Raw genomic sequence first — 16,135 nt, forward strand, 5'->3', positions numbered from 1 at the left:
ATACATCCCCCGATGTGTGTCGCGTCGGCCCAAGGAGGCCCCCCGGCCATCCGCGTGCGGATGACTGTATGACGAAACCGGCGTGGCTGTAAACGGGAGTTGCGCGATGCGGCCGGTCGCGGTGTCGCGTCACGCGCGGCGGTCGACGTCGATCCGCTCGGGGGTGTGCAGCCGGACCATGGTGCGCGCCACGTTCGTGGGCGCCCGATGGCGCGTGCCCCACGAGACCGCCACCATCAGGGCGAAGCCCACGGGCACCGACCACAGCGCGGGCTGGCTCATCGCCGTGCCGAGCCACCCGTCCAGGTCGGCCCCGATCGTGAGGATCGGGGCGACCCCGGCGCACAGGCCACCGCCGACCAGTCCGGCGATCGCTCCGACGTCCGTGAGGCCGCGCCACCACACGCCGAGCACCAGGAGCGGACAGAACGTCGAGGCCGCGAGAGCGAAGGCGAAGGTGACCGAGCTGGCCACGGGGATGCGCTCGGCGGACAGGGCGAGTGCCACCGGCACGACGATGCAGGCGATCGCGGCGATGCGGAACGCCGCCACGCCGCCGAGGCGTCCCCGGGCGATGCCCTGGCCGATCACGCCGGCCACCGACATGGTGAGTCCGGACGACGTCGACAAGAAGGCCGCGAAGGCCCCGGCCGTCAGCATGGCGGCGAGCACCTCGCCCGTCGATCCGCCGAGCATGCGCGAAGGCAGCTCGAGCACGACTGCGTCCGTGCGACCCTCCGCGATCAGGTCACCGGCGTAGATGCGGCCGAGCACGCCGTAGATGGTCGGCAGCAGGTAGAACGCCCCGAGCAGCCCGAGCACGATCAGGGTGGTGCGCCGGGCGGCATGGCCGTCGGGGTTGGTGTAGAACCGCACCACCACGTGGGGCAGCCCCATGGTGCCGAGGAACGTCGCGACGAGGACCGAGTAGGTCAGGTACAGGCTCGTCGGGTCGCTGGACCCGAACGGGCTGAACCAGTCCGAGGCGGCCACCGGTGACGGGCGCCCGTCGTCGGTCCAGGCGTGCAGCAGGAAGAACACCGGCACGAGCAGGGCACTGAGCTTCAGCCAGTACTGGAAGGCCTGGACGAAGGTGATGCTGCGCATGCCACCGGAGACGACGTTGACCACCACGATGGTCGCGACCAGCACGGTGCCGACCCAGCCGGGCGCGCCGGTGACGGTGCGCATCGTCAGTCCGGCGCCCTGGAACTGCGGCATCAGGTACAGCCAGCCGATGGCGACGACCAGGATGCTCGCGACGCGCCGCACCGCAGGCGACCCGAGTCGCAGCTGGGCGAAGTCGGGGATCGTGTAGGCGCCGGACCGGCGCAACGGGGCGGCCACGAACACCAGCAGCAGCAGGTACCCCGCGGTCCAGCCGATCGGGTACCAGAGCATGTCGGCGCCGTTGGCGAGGACGAGACCGGCGACGCCCAGGAACGACGCCGCCGACAGGTACTCGCCGCCGATCGCCGAGCTGTTCCACACCGGGCTGACCGATCGTGAGGCGACGTAGAAGTCGCTGGTGGTGCGGCTGACCCGGAGCCCGAAGGCGCCGATGCCCAGCGTGGCCAGCGCCACGAGGGTGATCGCCACGATCCCGTAGGTGGTGTTCACCGCAGCCCGCTCACGGGTGGCTCGCGTCGGGTGTCTCGGCGGCGTCGACCAGGTCGCCGAAGTCGGCCTCGGCTCGTTGCGCCTGGCGCACGTACAGCCACCCGATCAGCACCAGGAAGGGATACACCACGACGCCGAGAAGGATCCACGGCAGCGGAACCCCGAAGAGCCGGGTCGAGGTGGAGGCGTCGACAGCGAGGAACACCACCGGCAGCATGCCGATCGACAGCACCAGGGTGGTGACGACCGTCAGGGCCGCGCGGAGCTGCGAGCGGATGAGCGATCGCATGTAGACCTCGCCGACGCCGGTCGACTCGTCGATCTCCTGCCGCACCGTGCGCGGCACGTGTCGCGGCGCCGAGGCGAGCGGGCTCGTCACGCGGACGCGGCCGGTGTACTGCCGCGGCTCGTCGCTCACCGGACCGGGCCCGACCCGGGAACGCGCTCGTGGATCAGCTCGCGCAGGGTGCGGGTGTGGCGACGCGCGACCTGGACCTCGAGGGTCCGTTGGCCGAGGTCGACCAGCACGGTGCAGCGGCCGGGTTCCATGCGGACCTCGCGCACGTGCGCCAGGTTCACCACGTGGCTGCGGTGCACGCGGACGAAGCCGGCGTCCGCCCAGGTCTCGGCGAGGGTGGACAGGGGCGTGCGGACGAGATGGTCGGTTCCCTCGACGGTGTGGAGGCGCACGTAGTCGCCCTGCGCCTCGACCAGGGCGACGGACGACCGCTGCACGAAGCGCGTGACACCGCCGAGCTCGACCGCGATCGTCGCCTCCGCGTCCGGTGGCGTGGCCTCGGTGTCGCACACGCGTCGGACGCTCTCGCGGAGCCGCTCCTCGCGGATCGGCTTGAGCAGGTAGTCGACGGCGTTCAGCTCGAACGCCTCGACGGCGTGGGCGTCGTGCGCCGTGACGAACACGATGGCCGGGGGCTGCTTGAAACGACTCAGCAGCCCGGCGATCTCCAGTCCGTTCAGGCCGGGCATCGCGATGTCCAGGAAGACCAGGTCCACCTCGCCCGCCTCCAGCACGCGCAGCGCCTCGGTGCCCGAACCCGCCGACTCCACCGCGCCGATCCTCTCGTCGCGCTCGAGCATCCAGACCAGCTCCTCGAGCAGAGGGCGCTCGTCGTCGACGACGAGCGCGTGGAGGCCCGGGACGGTCATGAAGTGATGGTAGGGCGCCGCGTGGTGCAGGTCACATCGCCGGTCGTGGCGAAGGCCCGACCGTGCTCGACGTGATCCCCGGCGAGCGCTACTGTCTGTCTGCGATCTTGGCAGCTGACGAAACGGGGACCACGATGATGACGAAGAAGCGGCTCGCGACGTTCATGACGGCGGTTGCCGTCGCCGCGCCCCTGCTGATGGCGACGCCGGCACAGGCCGCGACGCGGCCGTCGGACTGCCACGTCACCACCACCTGGGTCAACGCCGACTACAAGAGCCGCAACTACACGGTCACCGCGTGGTGCAACAAGATCCCCGCGGGATCGCGAGTCCGCGCGAAGATCGAGTGGTACGGCATCGACTGGACCAGCGCCTGGACGTCGGTGCCGGGTCGCAAGCGGTCCATCAGCAAGAACATGTACTCGTGGGAGTTCGGTCGGGGCACCTACCAGGTCGGCTACTACTGATCCGAACGATGCGGCCCGACGGGTCGACAGGGTGCGTTGCAGGTGCCACGGTTGAACGGCCCTGTCGGCGCGATGGCGTCGATGAGATATCTTGACGTCAAGAAACTTTTTCATCCGCACCTGTGCGCGAAATGGAGTCCCCGTGGCTGAGTCGACGATCATCTACACCCACACCGACGAGGCGCCCGCGCTGGCGACGTACTCGTTCCTGCCGATCATCGAGGCGTACGCCGCCCAGGCGGGGGTCACGGTCGAGACGCGCGACATCTCGTTGGCCGGCCGCATCCTCGGCCAGTTCGCCGACCGGCTGCCCGCCGACCAGCAGGTCCCCGACGCGCTGTCCGAGCTCGGCGCCCTCGCCAAGACGCCCGAGGCGAACATCATCAAGCTGCCCAACATCTCGGCGTCGGTGCCCCAGCTGAAGGCGGCCATCGCCGAGCTGCAGGAGCAGGGGTACGACCTGCCCGCGTACCCCGAGGACCCGCAGAGCGACGAGGACCGTGACGTCCGCGCGCGCTACGACAAGGTCAAGGGCAGTGCCGTCAACCCGGTGCTGCGCGAGGGCAACTCCGATCGCCGCGCTCCGGCCTCGGTCAAGAACTACGCCAAGGCGCACCCGCACTCGATGGGCGCGTGGACGGCGGACTCGAAGACCAACGTGGCCACCATGGGCGAGAACGACTTCCGTTCCAACGAGAAGTCGGTCGTCATCGAGGCCGACGACACCCTCACGATCCAGCACGTGGCCGCCGACGGCACCGTCACCGCGCTCAAGGAGTCGCTGCCGGTGCTGGCCGGCGAGGTCGTCGACGGCACCGTCATGCGGGCCGCCGCGCTCGACGAGTTCCTCGCAGCCCAGATCAAGCGCGCCAAGGACGAGGGCGTCCTGTTCTCGGTGCACCTGAAGGCCACCATGATGAAGGTGTCCGATCCGATCATCTTCGGGCACGTCGTCCGCGCGTTCTTCCCGCAGACCTTCGCCACCTACGGCGACGCGCTGAAGGCGGCCGGCCTGAGCCCCAACGACGGGCTCGGCGGCATCCTCGCGGCCATCGGCTCGCTCGACCAGGCCGACGAGATCAAGGCGTCGTTCGAGGCCGAGCTGGCCGCCGGTCCTGAGCTGGCGATGGTCGACTCCGACAAGGGCATCACCAACCTGCACGTGCCGAGCGACGTCATCGTCGACGCCTCGATGCCCGCCATGATCCGCACGTCGGGTCACATGTGGGGTCCCGACGGCGAGGAGGCCGACACCCTCGCCGTCATCCCGGACAGCAGCTACGCCGGCGTCTACCAGGCGGTCATCGAGGACTGCCGGGCCAACGGTGCCTACGACCCCACCACCATGGGCTCGGTGCCGAACGTGGGCCTGATGGCCCAGGCGGCCGAGGAGTACGGCAGCCACGACAAGACCTTCGAGATCGCGCAGCCCGGCGTCGTGCAGGTCGTCGACTCCAGTGGTGCGGTGCACATCGAGCACACCGTGGAGCCCGGAGACATCTGGCGCGCCTGCCAGACCAAGGACGTGCCGATCCGCAACTGGGTCGAGCTGGCCGTCACCCGAGCCCGCGCCTCCGACACTCCGGCGATCTTCTGGCTCGACCCGTCACGCGCCCACGACGCGAACCTGATCGCCAAGGTCGAGGCGTACCTGCCCGAGCTGGACACCGACGGCCTGACGATCGAGATCATGACGCCGGCCGACGCCACCACCTACTCGGTCGAGCGCATCCGTCGCGGCGAGGACACCATCAGCGTCACCGGCAACGTGCTGCGCGACTACAACACCGACCTGTTCCCGATCCTCGAGCTCGGCACCAGCGCCAAGATGCTGTCGGTCGTGCCGCTGATCAACGGTGGCGGGCTGTTCGAGACCGGCGCCGGCGGATCGGCGCCCAAGCACGTGCAGCAGCTGGTCAAGGAGAACTACCTGCGCTGGGACAGCCTCGGCGAGTTCCTCGCGCTCGCGGTCAGCTTCGAGCACATGGCGACCACGACGGACAACCCGCGGGCGCAGGTGCTGGCCGACACGCTCGACCGCGCCACCGGCACGTTCCTGGCCGAGAACCGGTCGCCGGGCCGCAAGCTGGGCACGATCGACAACCGCGGCAGCCACTTCTATCTGGCCCTGTACTGGGCCCAGGAGCTGGCGAAGCAGACCGACGACGCCGCGCTGGCCGAGTCGTTCGGCGCCCTGGCCGAGAAGCTGGCCGGTGACGAGGACGCGATCGTCGCCGAGCTGCTCGCGGTGCAGGGTCAGCCGGCCGACATCGGCGGCTACTTCCAGCCCGACACCGAGAAGGCGACCGCCGTCATGCGCCCCTCGACCACCCTCGCCGAGGCGCTCGCGATCCTGCCCTGAGGTGTGAGGTTTACCAGCAGGCCCCGGCAAACCTCACTCCTCCGGGTGAATTCACCCGGAGGGGTGACACGAGTCCGGGGCCTGCTGGTAAACCATGGACTCAGCGGGTGCGGAACCAGGTGGCCGACGGGAAGTGGCCGCCCGAGGGGTCGGCGAACAGGCCGTCGGTCATGCGTGCGGGCCGATAGCCGGCCAGCATCTCGCGCAGGTCGTCGGTGCGACCGTGCGCCAGCATCGACTGTGACACCAGCACCGACGCGTGCTGGTTGTGGATCAGGAACGCGTGCAGCAGCGTGCTCTCGTTCCAGAAGAACAGCCGACCGAGCAGGTCGGGCGGGTAGTCGTACGGGAACATGATGTCGTGCACGTGGACCGCCACGCCGGGACTCAGCCGAGGAAAGATCTCCAGGACCAGGCGGTTGACCTCGCTCCCGGTCTTGACGGTGTGGGTGCTGTCGACGAACAGCACGTCGCCCTCCCCGAGCGACGTGAAGGTCTGCAGCTCGACGGCCTGGGCCGGCTGGCGCAGCAGCGTGATCGCACCCTCGTCGGCGAGGCGCTCCAGCAGGGGGGTGGGGAACGGGTCGACGGCCACGACGTCGACGGCGACGTCGTGCCGGGCGGCAGCCGCCAGGATCACCGCCGTCGAGACGCCGGCGCCCACCTGCACGATGCGCTGCGGGCGCTTCGTGGCCACGAAGGCGTGCAGGAACTGGGCCTCCATCGGTCCGTAGCCGTCGGCGCCGTTCTCGGCGACCGCCTGCGCGTGCACGTCGGCCTCCGCCAGCGCCGCGCGAACCTCGGGCGTGAACCAGCCGGCCGCCTCGGCCAGCTGCGTGTCGAGGTCGGTGCCGTCGACCCCGGTCATGGTCAGCGGTGCGCGCCACTCGCGGGTCTCGACGAGCTCTCGGACGTCGGGCACCGACGAGTAGAAGTGACGCGGCAGGACGTCGACGCCGACGCGCTGGGCCCAACGGAACGCGTGGTGGAGACCACGTTTTCCGCGGTCACGAAAGCGGCGGGAGAACGGCACGAATGAACCTCCGGGGAGTGGTGGAGCGATCCTATCGTCGCTCAGTCGTCGCCGAGGCCCCGCGCCTGCAGCGCCTCGCCGGTCGCCTGGGCGTGGGCCACGGTGCGGATGACCAGCGGCGTCAGGTAGGCCCGGGGTGTTCGTTCGAGCCCTCGGGCGCGGGCGGCGTCGCGCGTCTCGGCGGCGATGTCGGCGATGCGGGGGATCGCGGCGATCATCAGTGAGAACGACAGGGCGACCTTCTCCGGTCGGACACCGAACCGTCGAAACGGCCCGAGCCCTCGCGTGATCGCGTCGAGCAGCCGGTCCGTGGGCGTCGTCGCGGTGAAGGTCGACGCGGCGATCACCAGCGCCACGATGGTGGCGGCGATCTCGACGGCGACCGGCCACCCGCGCTGCCACGCCTGGAACCCGGCCAGCACCGCGACGATGAGCAGCATCGGTCGCAGGCCGCGCCACAGGTCGCGCAACGGGACCCGGGCCGACGCGGCCAGCAGCAGCGACACGACCAGCGCGCCGACCGGCGGCCACGGTCCGCGCAGCGCCACCACGCCGATCCCGTAGGCGACGAGCAGTGCCAGCTTGGGGCCGGCGGGGATCCGGTGCAGCGGGGTGGTGCCGGGGTGGTGGACGCCGAGGCTGACCGCTCTCATCGCGGGCCGGTGCCGTCGTCCAGCGCCGAGGCGCGGTAGTGGGACACGGCGTCGCCGGCCGGACCGTCGAACGCGATGCGGCCGTCGGCGATGACCAGGGCCCGGTCGCACCGCGCTGCGAGGTCGAGGTCGTGGGTGGCGAGCACGAGCTGCTGGTCGAGGCCGAGGAGCAGGTCGCCGATCAGCCGGGTGTTGGCCAGGTCGAGCAGTGTCGTGGGTTCGTCGGCCACCACCAGATCCGGTCCGGTGGCGAGCACCCCGGCCACGGCCAGCAGCTGCTGCTGCCCGCCGGACAGTGCGTGGACGCTGGTGTCGGCGCGGTGTCCGAGCCCGAACTCGTCGAGCACCTCGCGGGCACGGGCGTCACGCCGGTCGGCGTCGCCGATGTCGCGCCGCAACGACAGTGCGACGTCCTCGACCGCGGTGGGCATCACCAGCTGCGAGGCCGGGTTGGTGAACACGAACCCGACCCGCCGACGGATCGCCGCGCCCTCCTCGGCCACGTCGACCCCGTCGATGCGCACGTGTCCGGAGGTGGCCGTCACCAGGCCGTTCAGCAGGCGGGCCAGGGTGGACTTGCCGGAGCCGTTGGCGCCGATCAGGGCGATGCGCTGCTCGGTCATCGAGACCGTCAGGTCACGCAGGATCGAGACGTCCTCACGCTGGCCCGCCGCCACCACGTCGACCGCGTCGAGCTCGATGAGGGCCACGCGGGCAGCCTACGACCGGCGGGACAGCAGCTGCGGGAAGGCGCGGTGCACGCCGGCGGCGACGACGGCGGCGATCGCCAGCTTGACGAGGTCCGCGGGCACGTACGGGAGGGCGAAGCCGATGCCCTTGGCGTACGAGACGTCGGCCGTGACGGCGATGCTGACGGCGCCGGCCAGCGTCACGACCGTCTCGCCGATCAGGCCGCCGACGATCACCACGACGGCGGTCACGGTCACGCCTCGGGCGGCGAACCGCTCGACCACGAGACCGGTGACCAGAGCGGCCACGGGGAAAGCCAGCAGGTAGCCCGACGTCGGTCCGCTGAACGGAGCCAGCCCGGCCTGACCCCCGGCGAAGATCGGCAGGCCCGCCGCACCGACCACCACGTACAGCGCGACGGCCAGGAAGCCGCGGACCGCGCCGAGGACGGCGCCGGCCAGGAAGATGGCCAGCAGCTGCAGGGTGATGGGCACGCCGTTGACGCCGAACGGGAGGGCGGCGGACACGGCGCACACCGCGATCAGCGCCGCGAAGGTCGCGATCAGCGCGAGGTCGGTGGTGGTCAGGCCGCGGCGAGAGGTGGCGGTCGTGGTCATGGGGGACTCCTCGTCAGCACCTGAACGGTGATCAGGTGAACGATGTTCAGGTTAGCCGATAGGATCGTCGCGTGGCCAACTCGCTGGACGACGTCGTGACCGGGGCGCTCGGCGTGCTCGACTCCCACGGGCTGGAGTTCTGCTCGATGAGGCGGGTCGCCGCCGCCCTCGACGTCCAGCCCAGTGCGCTCTACCACCACGTGCCGAACAAGCAGACGTTGCTGGCGCTCATGGCCGATCGCATCGTGGCCGACGTCGTCGTGCCCGACAGCGGGCCGGTCGAGAAGCGCGCCGGCGACCTCGCGCACGACCTGCGCAGCGCCATGCTGGCGGTACGCGACGGTGCCGAGGTGGTGGCGACGGCCTCGGCGTTCCGCCTCGGAGTGTCGCGCATCGAGTCCGAGCTGGCCTCAGCCCTGGACGATCCCGACGCCGCCCGAACCCTGCTGCTGTACGTCTTCGGACACACCCAGGCCACCCAGATGCACCGCCTCGCCAGCGGCGTCGGCGCGATCGAGCCCGATCCCGACCTGGACGGCTCGTTCGACCGCGGTCTCGCGATCGTCCTCAACGGTCTGCGGTGAACGACGAGGAGCGCGAGCAGCTGACGATATGCTGCCGACGCATCGCCCCCGACTCCCAGAGGCAGGCATGAAGCGCGCATTCATCACCGGCATCACCGGCCAGGACGGCTCGTACCTCGCTGAGCTGCTGCTCTCGAAGGGCTACGAGGTGCACGGTCTGGTGCGCCGCTCGTCGTCGTTCAACCGCGGCCGCATCGATCCGATCTGGACGACTCACCCCGAGGCGTCGGACCACCTGCACCTGCACTACGGCGACATGACCGACGGCGTGAGCCTGGTGAACCTGATCCACGCGATCGAGCCTGACGAGGTGTACAACCTGGCGGCCCAGAGCCACGTCAAGGTCTCGTTCGAGATGCCGGAGTACACCGCCTCGGCCGACGGCATCGGAACGATCCGGCTGCTCGAGGCGATCCGTCAGGCCGGTCTGGACAGCAAGTTCTACCAGGCGTCGACCTCCGAGATGTTCGGGGCGACGCCGCCGCCGCAGGCCGAGGACACCGCCTTCTACCCACGCAGTCCGTACGGTGCGGCCAAGCTCTACGCCCACTGGGCCACCGTCAACTACCGCGAGGCCTACGGCATGTTCGCGGTGTCAGGCATCTTGTTCAACCACGAGTCGCCGCGGCGCGGCGAGACCTTCGTGACCCGCAAGATCACCCAGGCGGCGGCGCGGATCAAGCTCGGCCAGCAGGACCGTCTGCGCCTGGGCAACCTCGATGCGATCCGTGACTGGGGCTATGCCAAGGAGTACGTCGAGGGCATGTGGCGCATGCTGCAGCACGACACCCCTGAGACCTTCGTGCTCGGCACCGGGACCGGCACGACGGTGCGCGACTTCTGCGACGCGGCGTTCTCCCGAGCCGGTCTGACCTGGCAGGACCACGTCGACTACGACGAGAGCTACGAACGTCCCACCGAGGTCGACGCGCTGATCGCCGATCCGAGCAAGGCGCGCGACGTTCTGGGGTGGGCCGCGACGACCTCCGTCGGCGACCTGGCGAACCTGATGGTCGACGCCGACCTCGCCGCGCTCGCCGACCGGTCGTGACCCGAACCGCACTCGTCACCGGTGTCGCCGGACAGGACGGTGTCCTGCTGGCTCGGCGGCTGCTGGCCGACGGACTGCGCGTCGTGGGTGTCGTTCGTCCCGGAGCACCCTCCGGACGGTCGGTGTACCTCGACGGCGTGGACCTGGTGGAGGTGGACCTGGCCCGACCCGCGGGACTGGACGACCTCGTCGCCGACCTGCGTCCGAGCGAGGTCTACCACCTCGGCGGGCTGAGCTCGGTCGCCCGGTCCTGGGCCGATCCGGAGACGACCCGCACCGTGAACGTCGACGCCGTCGAGCACCTGCTCGCCGCAGTGCAGCGGCACCGTCCCGACGCTCGCACGTTCTTGGCGTCCAGTGCGGAGATCTTCGGCCCGCAGGCCCCCACGCCGCAGCACGAGGGAACGCCGATGGACCCGCGCAGCCCCTACGCGCGGTCCAAGGCCGCCGTGCGGAGCCTGGCCGCGAAGGCCCGACGCGACGGCGCCTTCGTCAGCGTCGGCATCCTCTACAGCCACGAGAGCGTGCTGCGCGGGGAGCAGTTCGTGACCCGCAAGATCACCTCTGCGGTCGCGCGGATCGCGGCCGGCCACGACCAGCGCATCACCCTCGGCAACATCGACGCCGTGCGCGACTGGGGCGCGGCGCAGGACACGGTCCGCGGGATCGTGGCCATGCTGCGCGCGGACACTCCGGACGACTTCGTCCTCGCCACCGGGCGGACCCACTCGGTGCGCGACGTCGTCGACCTGGCCTTCGCCGCGGCCGACGTCGACGACGCGTGGTCCTACGTCGATCTCGACAGCGACCTGCTGAGAACCGCCGACGCGGCGGTGCTGCGGGGCGATCCCGGCAAGGCGCAGGCAGAGCTGGGGTGGGTCGCCGACACGCCGTTCGAGTCCGTCATCGAGGCGATGGTGCGCGCCGACGAGCGTCGGTTGGAGACCGGTCAGGCGGACCCGGCCGATCTGCTCGGTTCAGCTGCGACCGGCTGAGGCCGCGGAGAGGATGTCCTCGAAGCGGGACCGGACGCGCACGATGTCGAACCGCTGCTCGGCGATGCGTCGGGTGAGCTCGCCGATCTGCTCGACGCGACGAGGATCGGAGTCCAGCGCGACCACCCAGTCGATGGCTGCGCGCACGCCGTCCTCGCTGGGGTCGACCACCAGCCCCTCGCAGTCACGGATGTCGGCGGCGGCGGGGTTGCCCGGAGGCATCAGCCCGAGGACCGGGCGCCCGGCAGCCATGTAGGAGAGCACCTTGCTGGGGATGGAGAACATGTTCGCCTCGGGCTCCAGCAGCGCGACCAGGACATCGGCCGAACCCAGCACGTCAGGCAACGTGTCGGCCGGCTCGAACGGCACGACCTCGAGGGCCAGCTGGGTCGCCTCCGCGCCTCTGCGGCGAGCTCGTCGGCCGCCTCGCCCTCGGAGACCACCACCATGGCGGCGTCGACTCCGGCCTCGCGGGTGTGGTCGAGCAGGCTCACCAGCAGCGACGGATTGTGCTTGCGCCCCAACGTGCCGGCGTACACCAGACGAAGCGACGGCTTGTCGGGGAACAGGACCGACGACTTGCGGTTGGAGCGACCCACCGGGTACACCTCGTCCAGGGGTGCCCAGTTGGGGATGACCGTCACCTTCTCGGCCGGCACCTTCCACCGGTCGTAGACGGCGCGGAAGCCCTCGCCGATGGCGACGGTGTGGCTGGCGTTGCGGGCACAGAACCGCTCCATCCGGGCGCAGGCCGAACCCGCCAACCGGCCCAGGAACCCCGGGAGGCGGCGCTTGGCCTCCTCGGCCATGGCCGCCGAGTACACGTCCTGGTGCCAGAACACCCACGGCAGGTGGTGGCGGCGGGCCCACCGGGCGAACCGGAAGGTCGAGAACAGTGGCAGGTTGCAGGCGATCACGGCGTCGACGTCGCGGCCCCTGAGATCGTTCACCCACGCCTTGGCGTACGCCCGCTCGAAGCGGATCCGCGCGAGTGGCGCGTACTTCTGGAAGGGCAGGGCGACCTCGATGCTGCGAAAGCTCAACGTGCGGGGGTCGTTGGGCTGGCGGGTCAGGTGGCCCTTGCCGCCGACGTACTGACGGGCGTAGACGTGCTCGACCTCATGTCCGCTCTCGGCGAGCCCCCGGGAGAAGCTCTGCCTGGAAGGGGTGTCCGGAGAAGTCGTGGACGATGAGGCGCATGGCGGCTCAGGCTCGGGCCGCGAGCTGGTCGTGGATCCATCCGTAGGTCTTCTCCAGACCGTCCTGCAACGAGATGGACGGCTCCCAGCCGTAGATCTCCCGGAACATCGTGTTGTCGCTGTTGCGGCCTCGGACGCCCTGCGGAGCCGTGAGGTCGTGGCGGCGCTCGACCGTGATGCCTGCGATTCCCTCGAGGATGTCGACCATCTGGTTGATCGACACCAGCTCGGCCGACCCGAGGTTCACCGGCTCGACGTTGTCGCCGGCGAGGATCTCCTGGGAACCGCGGACGCAGTCGTCGATGTACATGAAGCTGCGGGTCTGCTCGCCGTCGCCCCAGATCTCGATCGTGTGCTCTCCGCTGAGCTCCGCCTGCGCGATCTTGCGGGCGAGGGCTGCGGGGGCCTTCTCCCGGCCGCCCTCGAACGTGCCGACGGGGCCGTACACGTTGTGGAAGCGGGCCACTCGGGTCTCGAGCCCGAAGTCTTCACGGAAGTGGCGGGCCATGCGCTCGCTGAAGAGCTTCTCCCAGCCGTACCCGTCCTCGGGATCGGCGGGGTAGGCGTCGGACTCGGCCAACGCGGTGACGTCGGGGTCGGTCTGCTTGTCGCCGGCGTAGACGCAGGCCGAGCTGCTGTAGAAGAAGCGCCGGGTCCCGGCGTCGCGGGCGGCGACCAGCATGTTCGTGCTGGTGAGCACCGACAGCATGCACTCGGCCTTGTTGTTCTCGATGAAGCCCATGCCGCCCATGTCGGCGGCGAGGTTGTAGATGTCGTCCGTGCCGGCGGCGATCTTGTGGGCGTCGGTCGCGTCCGAGCAGTCGGCCACGGTGTTCTCGGCGGCGTCGTGCACCTGGTACCACTCGGTGACGGGCTTCACGTCGACCGCTCGAACGGCCTGGCCCTTGTCGAGAAGGTCTGCGACGAGATGTCCGCCGATGAATCCGCCAGCGCCGGTCACGAGTGTGGTCATGGGTGTGCCTGACTCCGCCCCTTGGTGATGGTCCACCCGGTCTCCCGGGTCGATACGTCAGAGTAATAACGGTGGAGGCGCCGGTCGGTTACGCCGCCCCGGACCGATTCAGCGTTCGTGTACTGTCGGCGCGATTGGAGCGGGCTGTCGATGCACGAAAGCGATGATCATGGCTGACTTCACGCCGGACCCCACGCTGGCCGGGATGTACCCCGAGGCCCGGGTGGGCGGATTCTCCCGCATGGACGGGCAGATCGAGTTCTACACGCGGATCAACGCGCTCGTCACCGAGAGCAGCCGGGTGCTCGACTTCGGCGCCGGTCGCGGGCTGTGGATGGTCGAGCCCATGCCGGAGATGTCGCGGCGACTTCGCCTGCTGCGGGGCCGTGTCGCCCACGTCGCCGGGGTCGACGTCGACGACGCCATCGCCACGAACCCCACGCTCGACAGCGCCCACGTCATGCAGATCGGTCAGCGTCTGCCGTTCGAGGACCAGAGCTTCGACCTGGTGATCGCCGACTACGTCTTCGAGCACGTCGGCGAGGAGCGCGAGCAGGTCGCCGCCGAGCTCATGCGTGTGCTGCGTCCGGGCGGTTGGTTGGCGGCGCGCACGCCGCACAAGTGGGGCATGACCGGTCTGGGTGCCCGGGTGATCCCGAACCGGCTCCACGTCGCGCTGCTGCGCCGGCTGCAGCCGAACCGCCAGGCCGAGGACGTGTTCCCCACGCGCTACCGCATGAACACCAGGCGTCAGCTCGATGCGCTGTTCGCCGGCCACGAGGTCACCACCTACGGCCACACCAGCGAGCCCGCCTACTTCGGGCGGTCGCGGATCGCGTGGCGGGTCGCAGCACTGCTGGGGCGGCTCACGCCCCCCGGGGTGGCGCCGACCCTCATGGTCTTCGTGCGCAAGCGTGACGTCGGCGCCTGACCCATGAGACTCCTGGTCGATGCCATGGCCGCCGAGTTCGGTGGCATCCGCACCTATGTCGAGCACCTGCTGGGTGCATGGCAGACGTGCCACCCCGACGACGAGCTGCACGTGGTGGTGCCCGCAGGATCGAGCCTGCCCACCGCCGGTCACGTCCGGCACGAGGTACGCGTGCGCCGCCCCTCGACCGTCGGTCGCCCTCTGGCGCAGACCGTCGACCTGCCGGCACTCGCGCGACGCCTGGGTGCGGAGTCACTGCTCGCCACGCACCCCACCACGACCTTGCGGCATCCTCGAGTACCGACCGCCGTGGTCATCTACGACTTCCGCCACGAGCTGCGTCCCGAGCAGTTCAGTCGAGGCCGTCGCGTCCTGCGCAACGTGTCCTACGCCCAGGGCTATCGGCTCGCGGACGGATTCGTCTCCATCTCGCAGCGCTCCCTCGACGACATGCACCGACTGCACCCCGGCACGGCCGACCGGCCGGCGGTGGTGGCGCACCTGGGGGCGGACCACGTGCGGACGTGGCCGTCGAGCACGCGGCCCGGTCCGGCCATCGCCTTCGCCCATCACAGCAACAAGAACCTCGATCTGGTCCTCGACGGCTGGCAGGCGCTTGTGCGCCACGACGGCGATGCGCCACGCCTCACCGTGCTGGGCGTTGGCGCGGCTCGACGCCCGCAGGTCGACGCCGCGATTGCCGATCGGGGCCTCGGGGCACTGGTCGACGTGGCGCCGTTCCTGCCGGACGCACAGTTCCAGGCCCGCATGGTCGACGCGTCGATGGTGGTGTTCCCCACCGACTTCGAGGGGTTCGGACTCCCCGTGGTCGAAGGCATGCTGTTGCGCAAGCCGGTGGTGATCGGTCCGGAACCGGCCACGATGGAGGTGGCGGGAGGGCACGCGGTCGTCATCGATCACTTCGGAGCGGACGCGCTCGCCGACGGTGTGCGCGCGGCCGCGTCGCTGGATCCGGCGGCCGTGGACGCGGCGGCGGAGCATGCCGCAGCCTTCACGTGGGCGCGCAACGTCGAGGTGACGCGCGACTTCCTGGCCGGGCTCGACGTCTCCTAGCCGGGTGCCCGGCTAGGAGACGCGCACCGCCTCGAAGAACATGCTCTCGGGGCGGACCTCGATGTCCTCGAGGTCGGGCAGGGTTCCTTCGCGGTAGCCCAGCTCGCGCACCTCCGAGAAGCCCGCGGTCCGGAGCATGTCGGTCACGAGGCCGCGCGTCGGCTGCCACTTGTGTGCGCTTCCGCCGCCCACGAAGGTGATGAGCCGGCGGCCCTTCGGACGAACGGTCGGATAGGCGCCGAGACGCTCGTTGTAGTGCCGGCCGGCGTCGGCGGATCCGTCGCTCTCGACGAGCTGGCGCGCCCACAGCTCGCCGTCGGGAAGGGCGAGCCGGATGATCGCGCCCGGCGCGGCGACCCGGTGGGCCTCCTCGAGAAGGGCCTGCGCCTCCGTCGGGTAGATGTGCTCGAGCATGTGCGAGGAGTAGATGGCCTCGACGGTGCGGTCGGCGAACGGCAGCGGCTTGGTGAGGTCGCGCCGCTGGACGTTGTCGGGCCACTGCTGGATGTGGCCGGGTGCGAGGATCCGGGCCTTGACCAGCAGCTTCGTCAGCCACGGGAAGCGGCGCAGCACCATCACGGGTGACTTGTCGTAGTTCTCCCAGCCGGGCAGGGCGACGACACCGCACCCCAGATTGACCCGAACGGGTGCGTGTTGCTCGGTCATGGTCCTCCGTCGTCGGGCGGATGCGATCGAAAGCAGTGTAGGGGTCCGCCTCC

At 70.3% G+C, this 16,135-nt stretch carries 17 protein-coding genes and 1 pseudogene; 7 read left to right on the forward strand and 11 right to left on the reverse strand.

Going from position 1 to position 16,135, the window contains the following annotated elements; translation table 11 throughout:
- Positions 1 to 129 precede the first annotated feature (129 nt).
- Genes AC0L5F_RS11695 through AC0L5F_RS11705 form a run of 3 tightly spaced genes read right to left on the reverse strand, consistent with a single transcriptional unit; the run spans position 130 to position 2,787 of the window.
- On the reverse strand, positions 130 to 1,620 hold the full coding sequence (locus AC0L5F_RS11695) for a sodium/solute symporter (protein ID WP_473313545.1): 1,491 nt from the start codon (positions 1,618 to 1,620) through the stop codon (positions 130 to 132).
- A gap of 10 nt (positions 1,621 to 1,630) precedes the next feature.
- On the reverse strand, positions 1,631 to 2,038 hold the full coding sequence (locus tag AC0L5F_RS11700; protein WP_473313546.1) for a DUF485 domain-containing protein: 408 nt from the start codon (positions 2,036 to 2,038) through the stop codon (positions 1,631 to 1,633).
- Positions 2,035 to 2,787, reverse strand: a complete 753-nt coding sequence (locus tag AC0L5F_RS11705; RefSeq protein ID WP_473313547.1) for a LytR/AlgR family response regulator transcription factor — start codon at positions 2,785 to 2,787, stop codon at positions 2,035 to 2,037. The genes AC0L5F_RS11700 and AC0L5F_RS11705 overlap by 4 nt, the downstream gene beginning before the upstream one ends.
- A gap of 134 nt (positions 2,788 to 2,921) precedes the next feature.
- On the opposite strand from AC0L5F_RS11705, the gene AC0L5F_RS11710 reads away from it, so the two are divergent.
- The gene (locus AC0L5F_RS11710) at positions 2,922 to 3,254 is read left to right on the forward strand and encodes a hypothetical protein (protein ID WP_473313548.1); all 333 of its coding nucleotides are present in this window, start codon (positions 2,922 to 2,924) and stop codon (positions 3,252 to 3,254) included.
- A 142-nt stretch (positions 3,255 to 3,396) separates the two neighbouring features.
- Positions 3,397 to 5,616, forward strand: a complete 2,220-nt coding sequence (locus AC0L5F_RS11715) for an NADP-dependent isocitrate dehydrogenase (RefSeq protein ID WP_473313549.1) — start codon at positions 3,397 to 3,399, stop codon at positions 5,614 to 5,616.
- Positions 5,617 to 5,716: 100 nt separating this feature from the next.
- Here AC0L5F_RS11715 and AC0L5F_RS11720 read toward each other — a convergent pair whose 3' ends face one another.
- From AC0L5F_RS11720 to AC0L5F_RS11735, 4 genes are read right to left on the reverse strand one after another with little or no spacing between them, the layout of a single operon-like run.
- Entirely contained in the window at positions 5,717 to 6,649 is a 933-nt protein-coding gene (locus AC0L5F_RS11720; RefSeq protein WP_473313550.1) for a class I SAM-dependent methyltransferase, read from the reverse strand.
- Positions 6,650 to 6,690: 41 nt separating this feature from the next.
- On the reverse strand, positions 6,691 to 7,302 hold the full coding sequence (locus AC0L5F_RS11725; RefSeq protein WP_473313551.1) for an energy-coupling factor transporter transmembrane component T family protein: 612 nt from the start codon (positions 7,300 to 7,302) through the stop codon (positions 6,691 to 6,693).
- Positions 7,299 to 8,012, reverse strand: a complete 714-nt coding sequence (locus AC0L5F_RS11730; protein ID WP_473313552.1) for an energy-coupling factor ABC transporter ATP-binding protein — start codon at positions 8,010 to 8,012, stop codon at positions 7,299 to 7,301. Before AC0L5F_RS11730 ends, AC0L5F_RS11725 begins: the two co-directional genes overlap by 4 nt.
- Positions 8,013 to 8,021: 9 nt before the next feature.
- A complete protein-coding gene (locus tag AC0L5F_RS11735; protein WP_473313553.1) occupies positions 8,022 to 8,609 on the reverse strand; it encodes a biotin transporter BioY in 588 nt (195 codons plus the stop codon).
- A gap of 71 nt (positions 8,610 to 8,680) precedes the next feature.
- On the opposite strand from AC0L5F_RS11735, the gene AC0L5F_RS11740 reads away from it, so the two are divergent.
- From AC0L5F_RS11740 to AC0L5F_RS11750, 3 genes are all read left to right on the forward strand, one after another.
- Positions 8,681 to 9,193, forward strand: coding sequence for a TetR/AcrR family transcriptional regulator (locus tag AC0L5F_RS11740; RefSeq protein WP_473313555.1), 513 nt, complete (start codon positions 8,681 to 8,683; stop codon positions 9,191 to 9,193).
- 67 nt (positions 9,194 to 9,260) lie between these two features.
- Positions 9,261 to 10,244, forward strand: coding sequence for a GDP-mannose 4,6-dehydratase (gmd, locus tag AC0L5F_RS11745; protein ID WP_473313557.1), 984 nt, complete (start codon positions 9,261 to 9,263; stop codon positions 10,242 to 10,244).
- Positions 10,241 to 11,239, forward strand: a complete 999-nt coding sequence (locus tag AC0L5F_RS11750) for a GDP-mannose 4,6-dehydratase (RefSeq protein WP_473313558.1) — start codon at positions 10,241 to 10,243, stop codon at positions 11,237 to 11,239. The genes gmd and AC0L5F_RS11750 overlap by 4 nt, the downstream gene beginning before the upstream one ends.
- Here AC0L5F_RS11750 and AC0L5F_RS11755 read toward each other — a convergent pair.
- The 3 genes and pseudogenes from AC0L5F_RS11755 to AC0L5F_RS11765 all read right to left on the reverse strand — a co-directional run bounded on the left by AC0L5F_RS11755 (position 11,222) and on the right by AC0L5F_RS11765 (position 13,411).
- Entirely contained in the window at positions 11,222 to 11,491 is a 270-nt protein-coding gene (locus AC0L5F_RS11755; protein ID WP_473313559.1) for a hypothetical protein, read from the reverse strand. The genes AC0L5F_RS11750 and AC0L5F_RS11755 overlap by 18 nt on opposite strands.
- Positions 11,461 to 12,330 (reverse strand): annotated as a pseudogene (locus AC0L5F_RS11760) (glycosyltransferase); the annotation flags it as partial. The gene AC0L5F_RS11755 and the pseudogene AC0L5F_RS11760, both read right to left, overlap by 31 nt.
- A gap of 115 nt (positions 12,331 to 12,445) precedes the next feature.
- Positions 12,446 to 13,411, reverse strand: a complete 966-nt coding sequence (locus AC0L5F_RS11765) for an NAD-dependent epimerase/dehydratase family protein (RefSeq protein ID WP_473313560.1) — start codon at positions 13,409 to 13,411, stop codon at positions 12,446 to 12,448.
- Positions 13,412 to 13,580: 169 nt separating this feature from the next.
- Between AC0L5F_RS11765 and AC0L5F_RS11770 the strand changes: the two genes are divergently transcribed.
- Both AC0L5F_RS11770 and AC0L5F_RS11775 read left to right on the forward strand, forming a co-directional pair.
- Complete coding sequence (locus AC0L5F_RS11770; protein WP_473313561.1) at positions 13,581 to 14,342, forward strand: class I SAM-dependent methyltransferase; 762 nt, start codon at positions 13,581 to 13,583, stop codon at positions 14,340 to 14,342.
- Between the two features lie 3 nt (positions 14,343 to 14,345).
- Positions 14,346 to 15,416, forward strand: coding sequence for a glycosyltransferase (locus AC0L5F_RS11775; RefSeq protein ID WP_473313562.1), 1,071 nt, complete (start codon positions 14,346 to 14,348; stop codon positions 15,414 to 15,416).
- Positions 15,417 to 15,428: 12 nt separating this feature from the next.
- On the opposite strand, the gene AC0L5F_RS11780 is transcribed toward AC0L5F_RS11775, so the two are convergent.
- On the reverse strand, positions 15,429 to 16,082 hold the full coding sequence (locus tag AC0L5F_RS11780; RefSeq protein WP_473313564.1) for a class I SAM-dependent methyltransferase: 654 nt from the start codon (positions 16,080 to 16,082) through the stop codon (positions 15,429 to 15,431).
- Between the last annotated feature and the right edge of the window lie 53 nt (positions 16,083 to 16,135).

This window comes from Aeromicrobium sp. 10G20-16 (assembly GCF_055809665.1).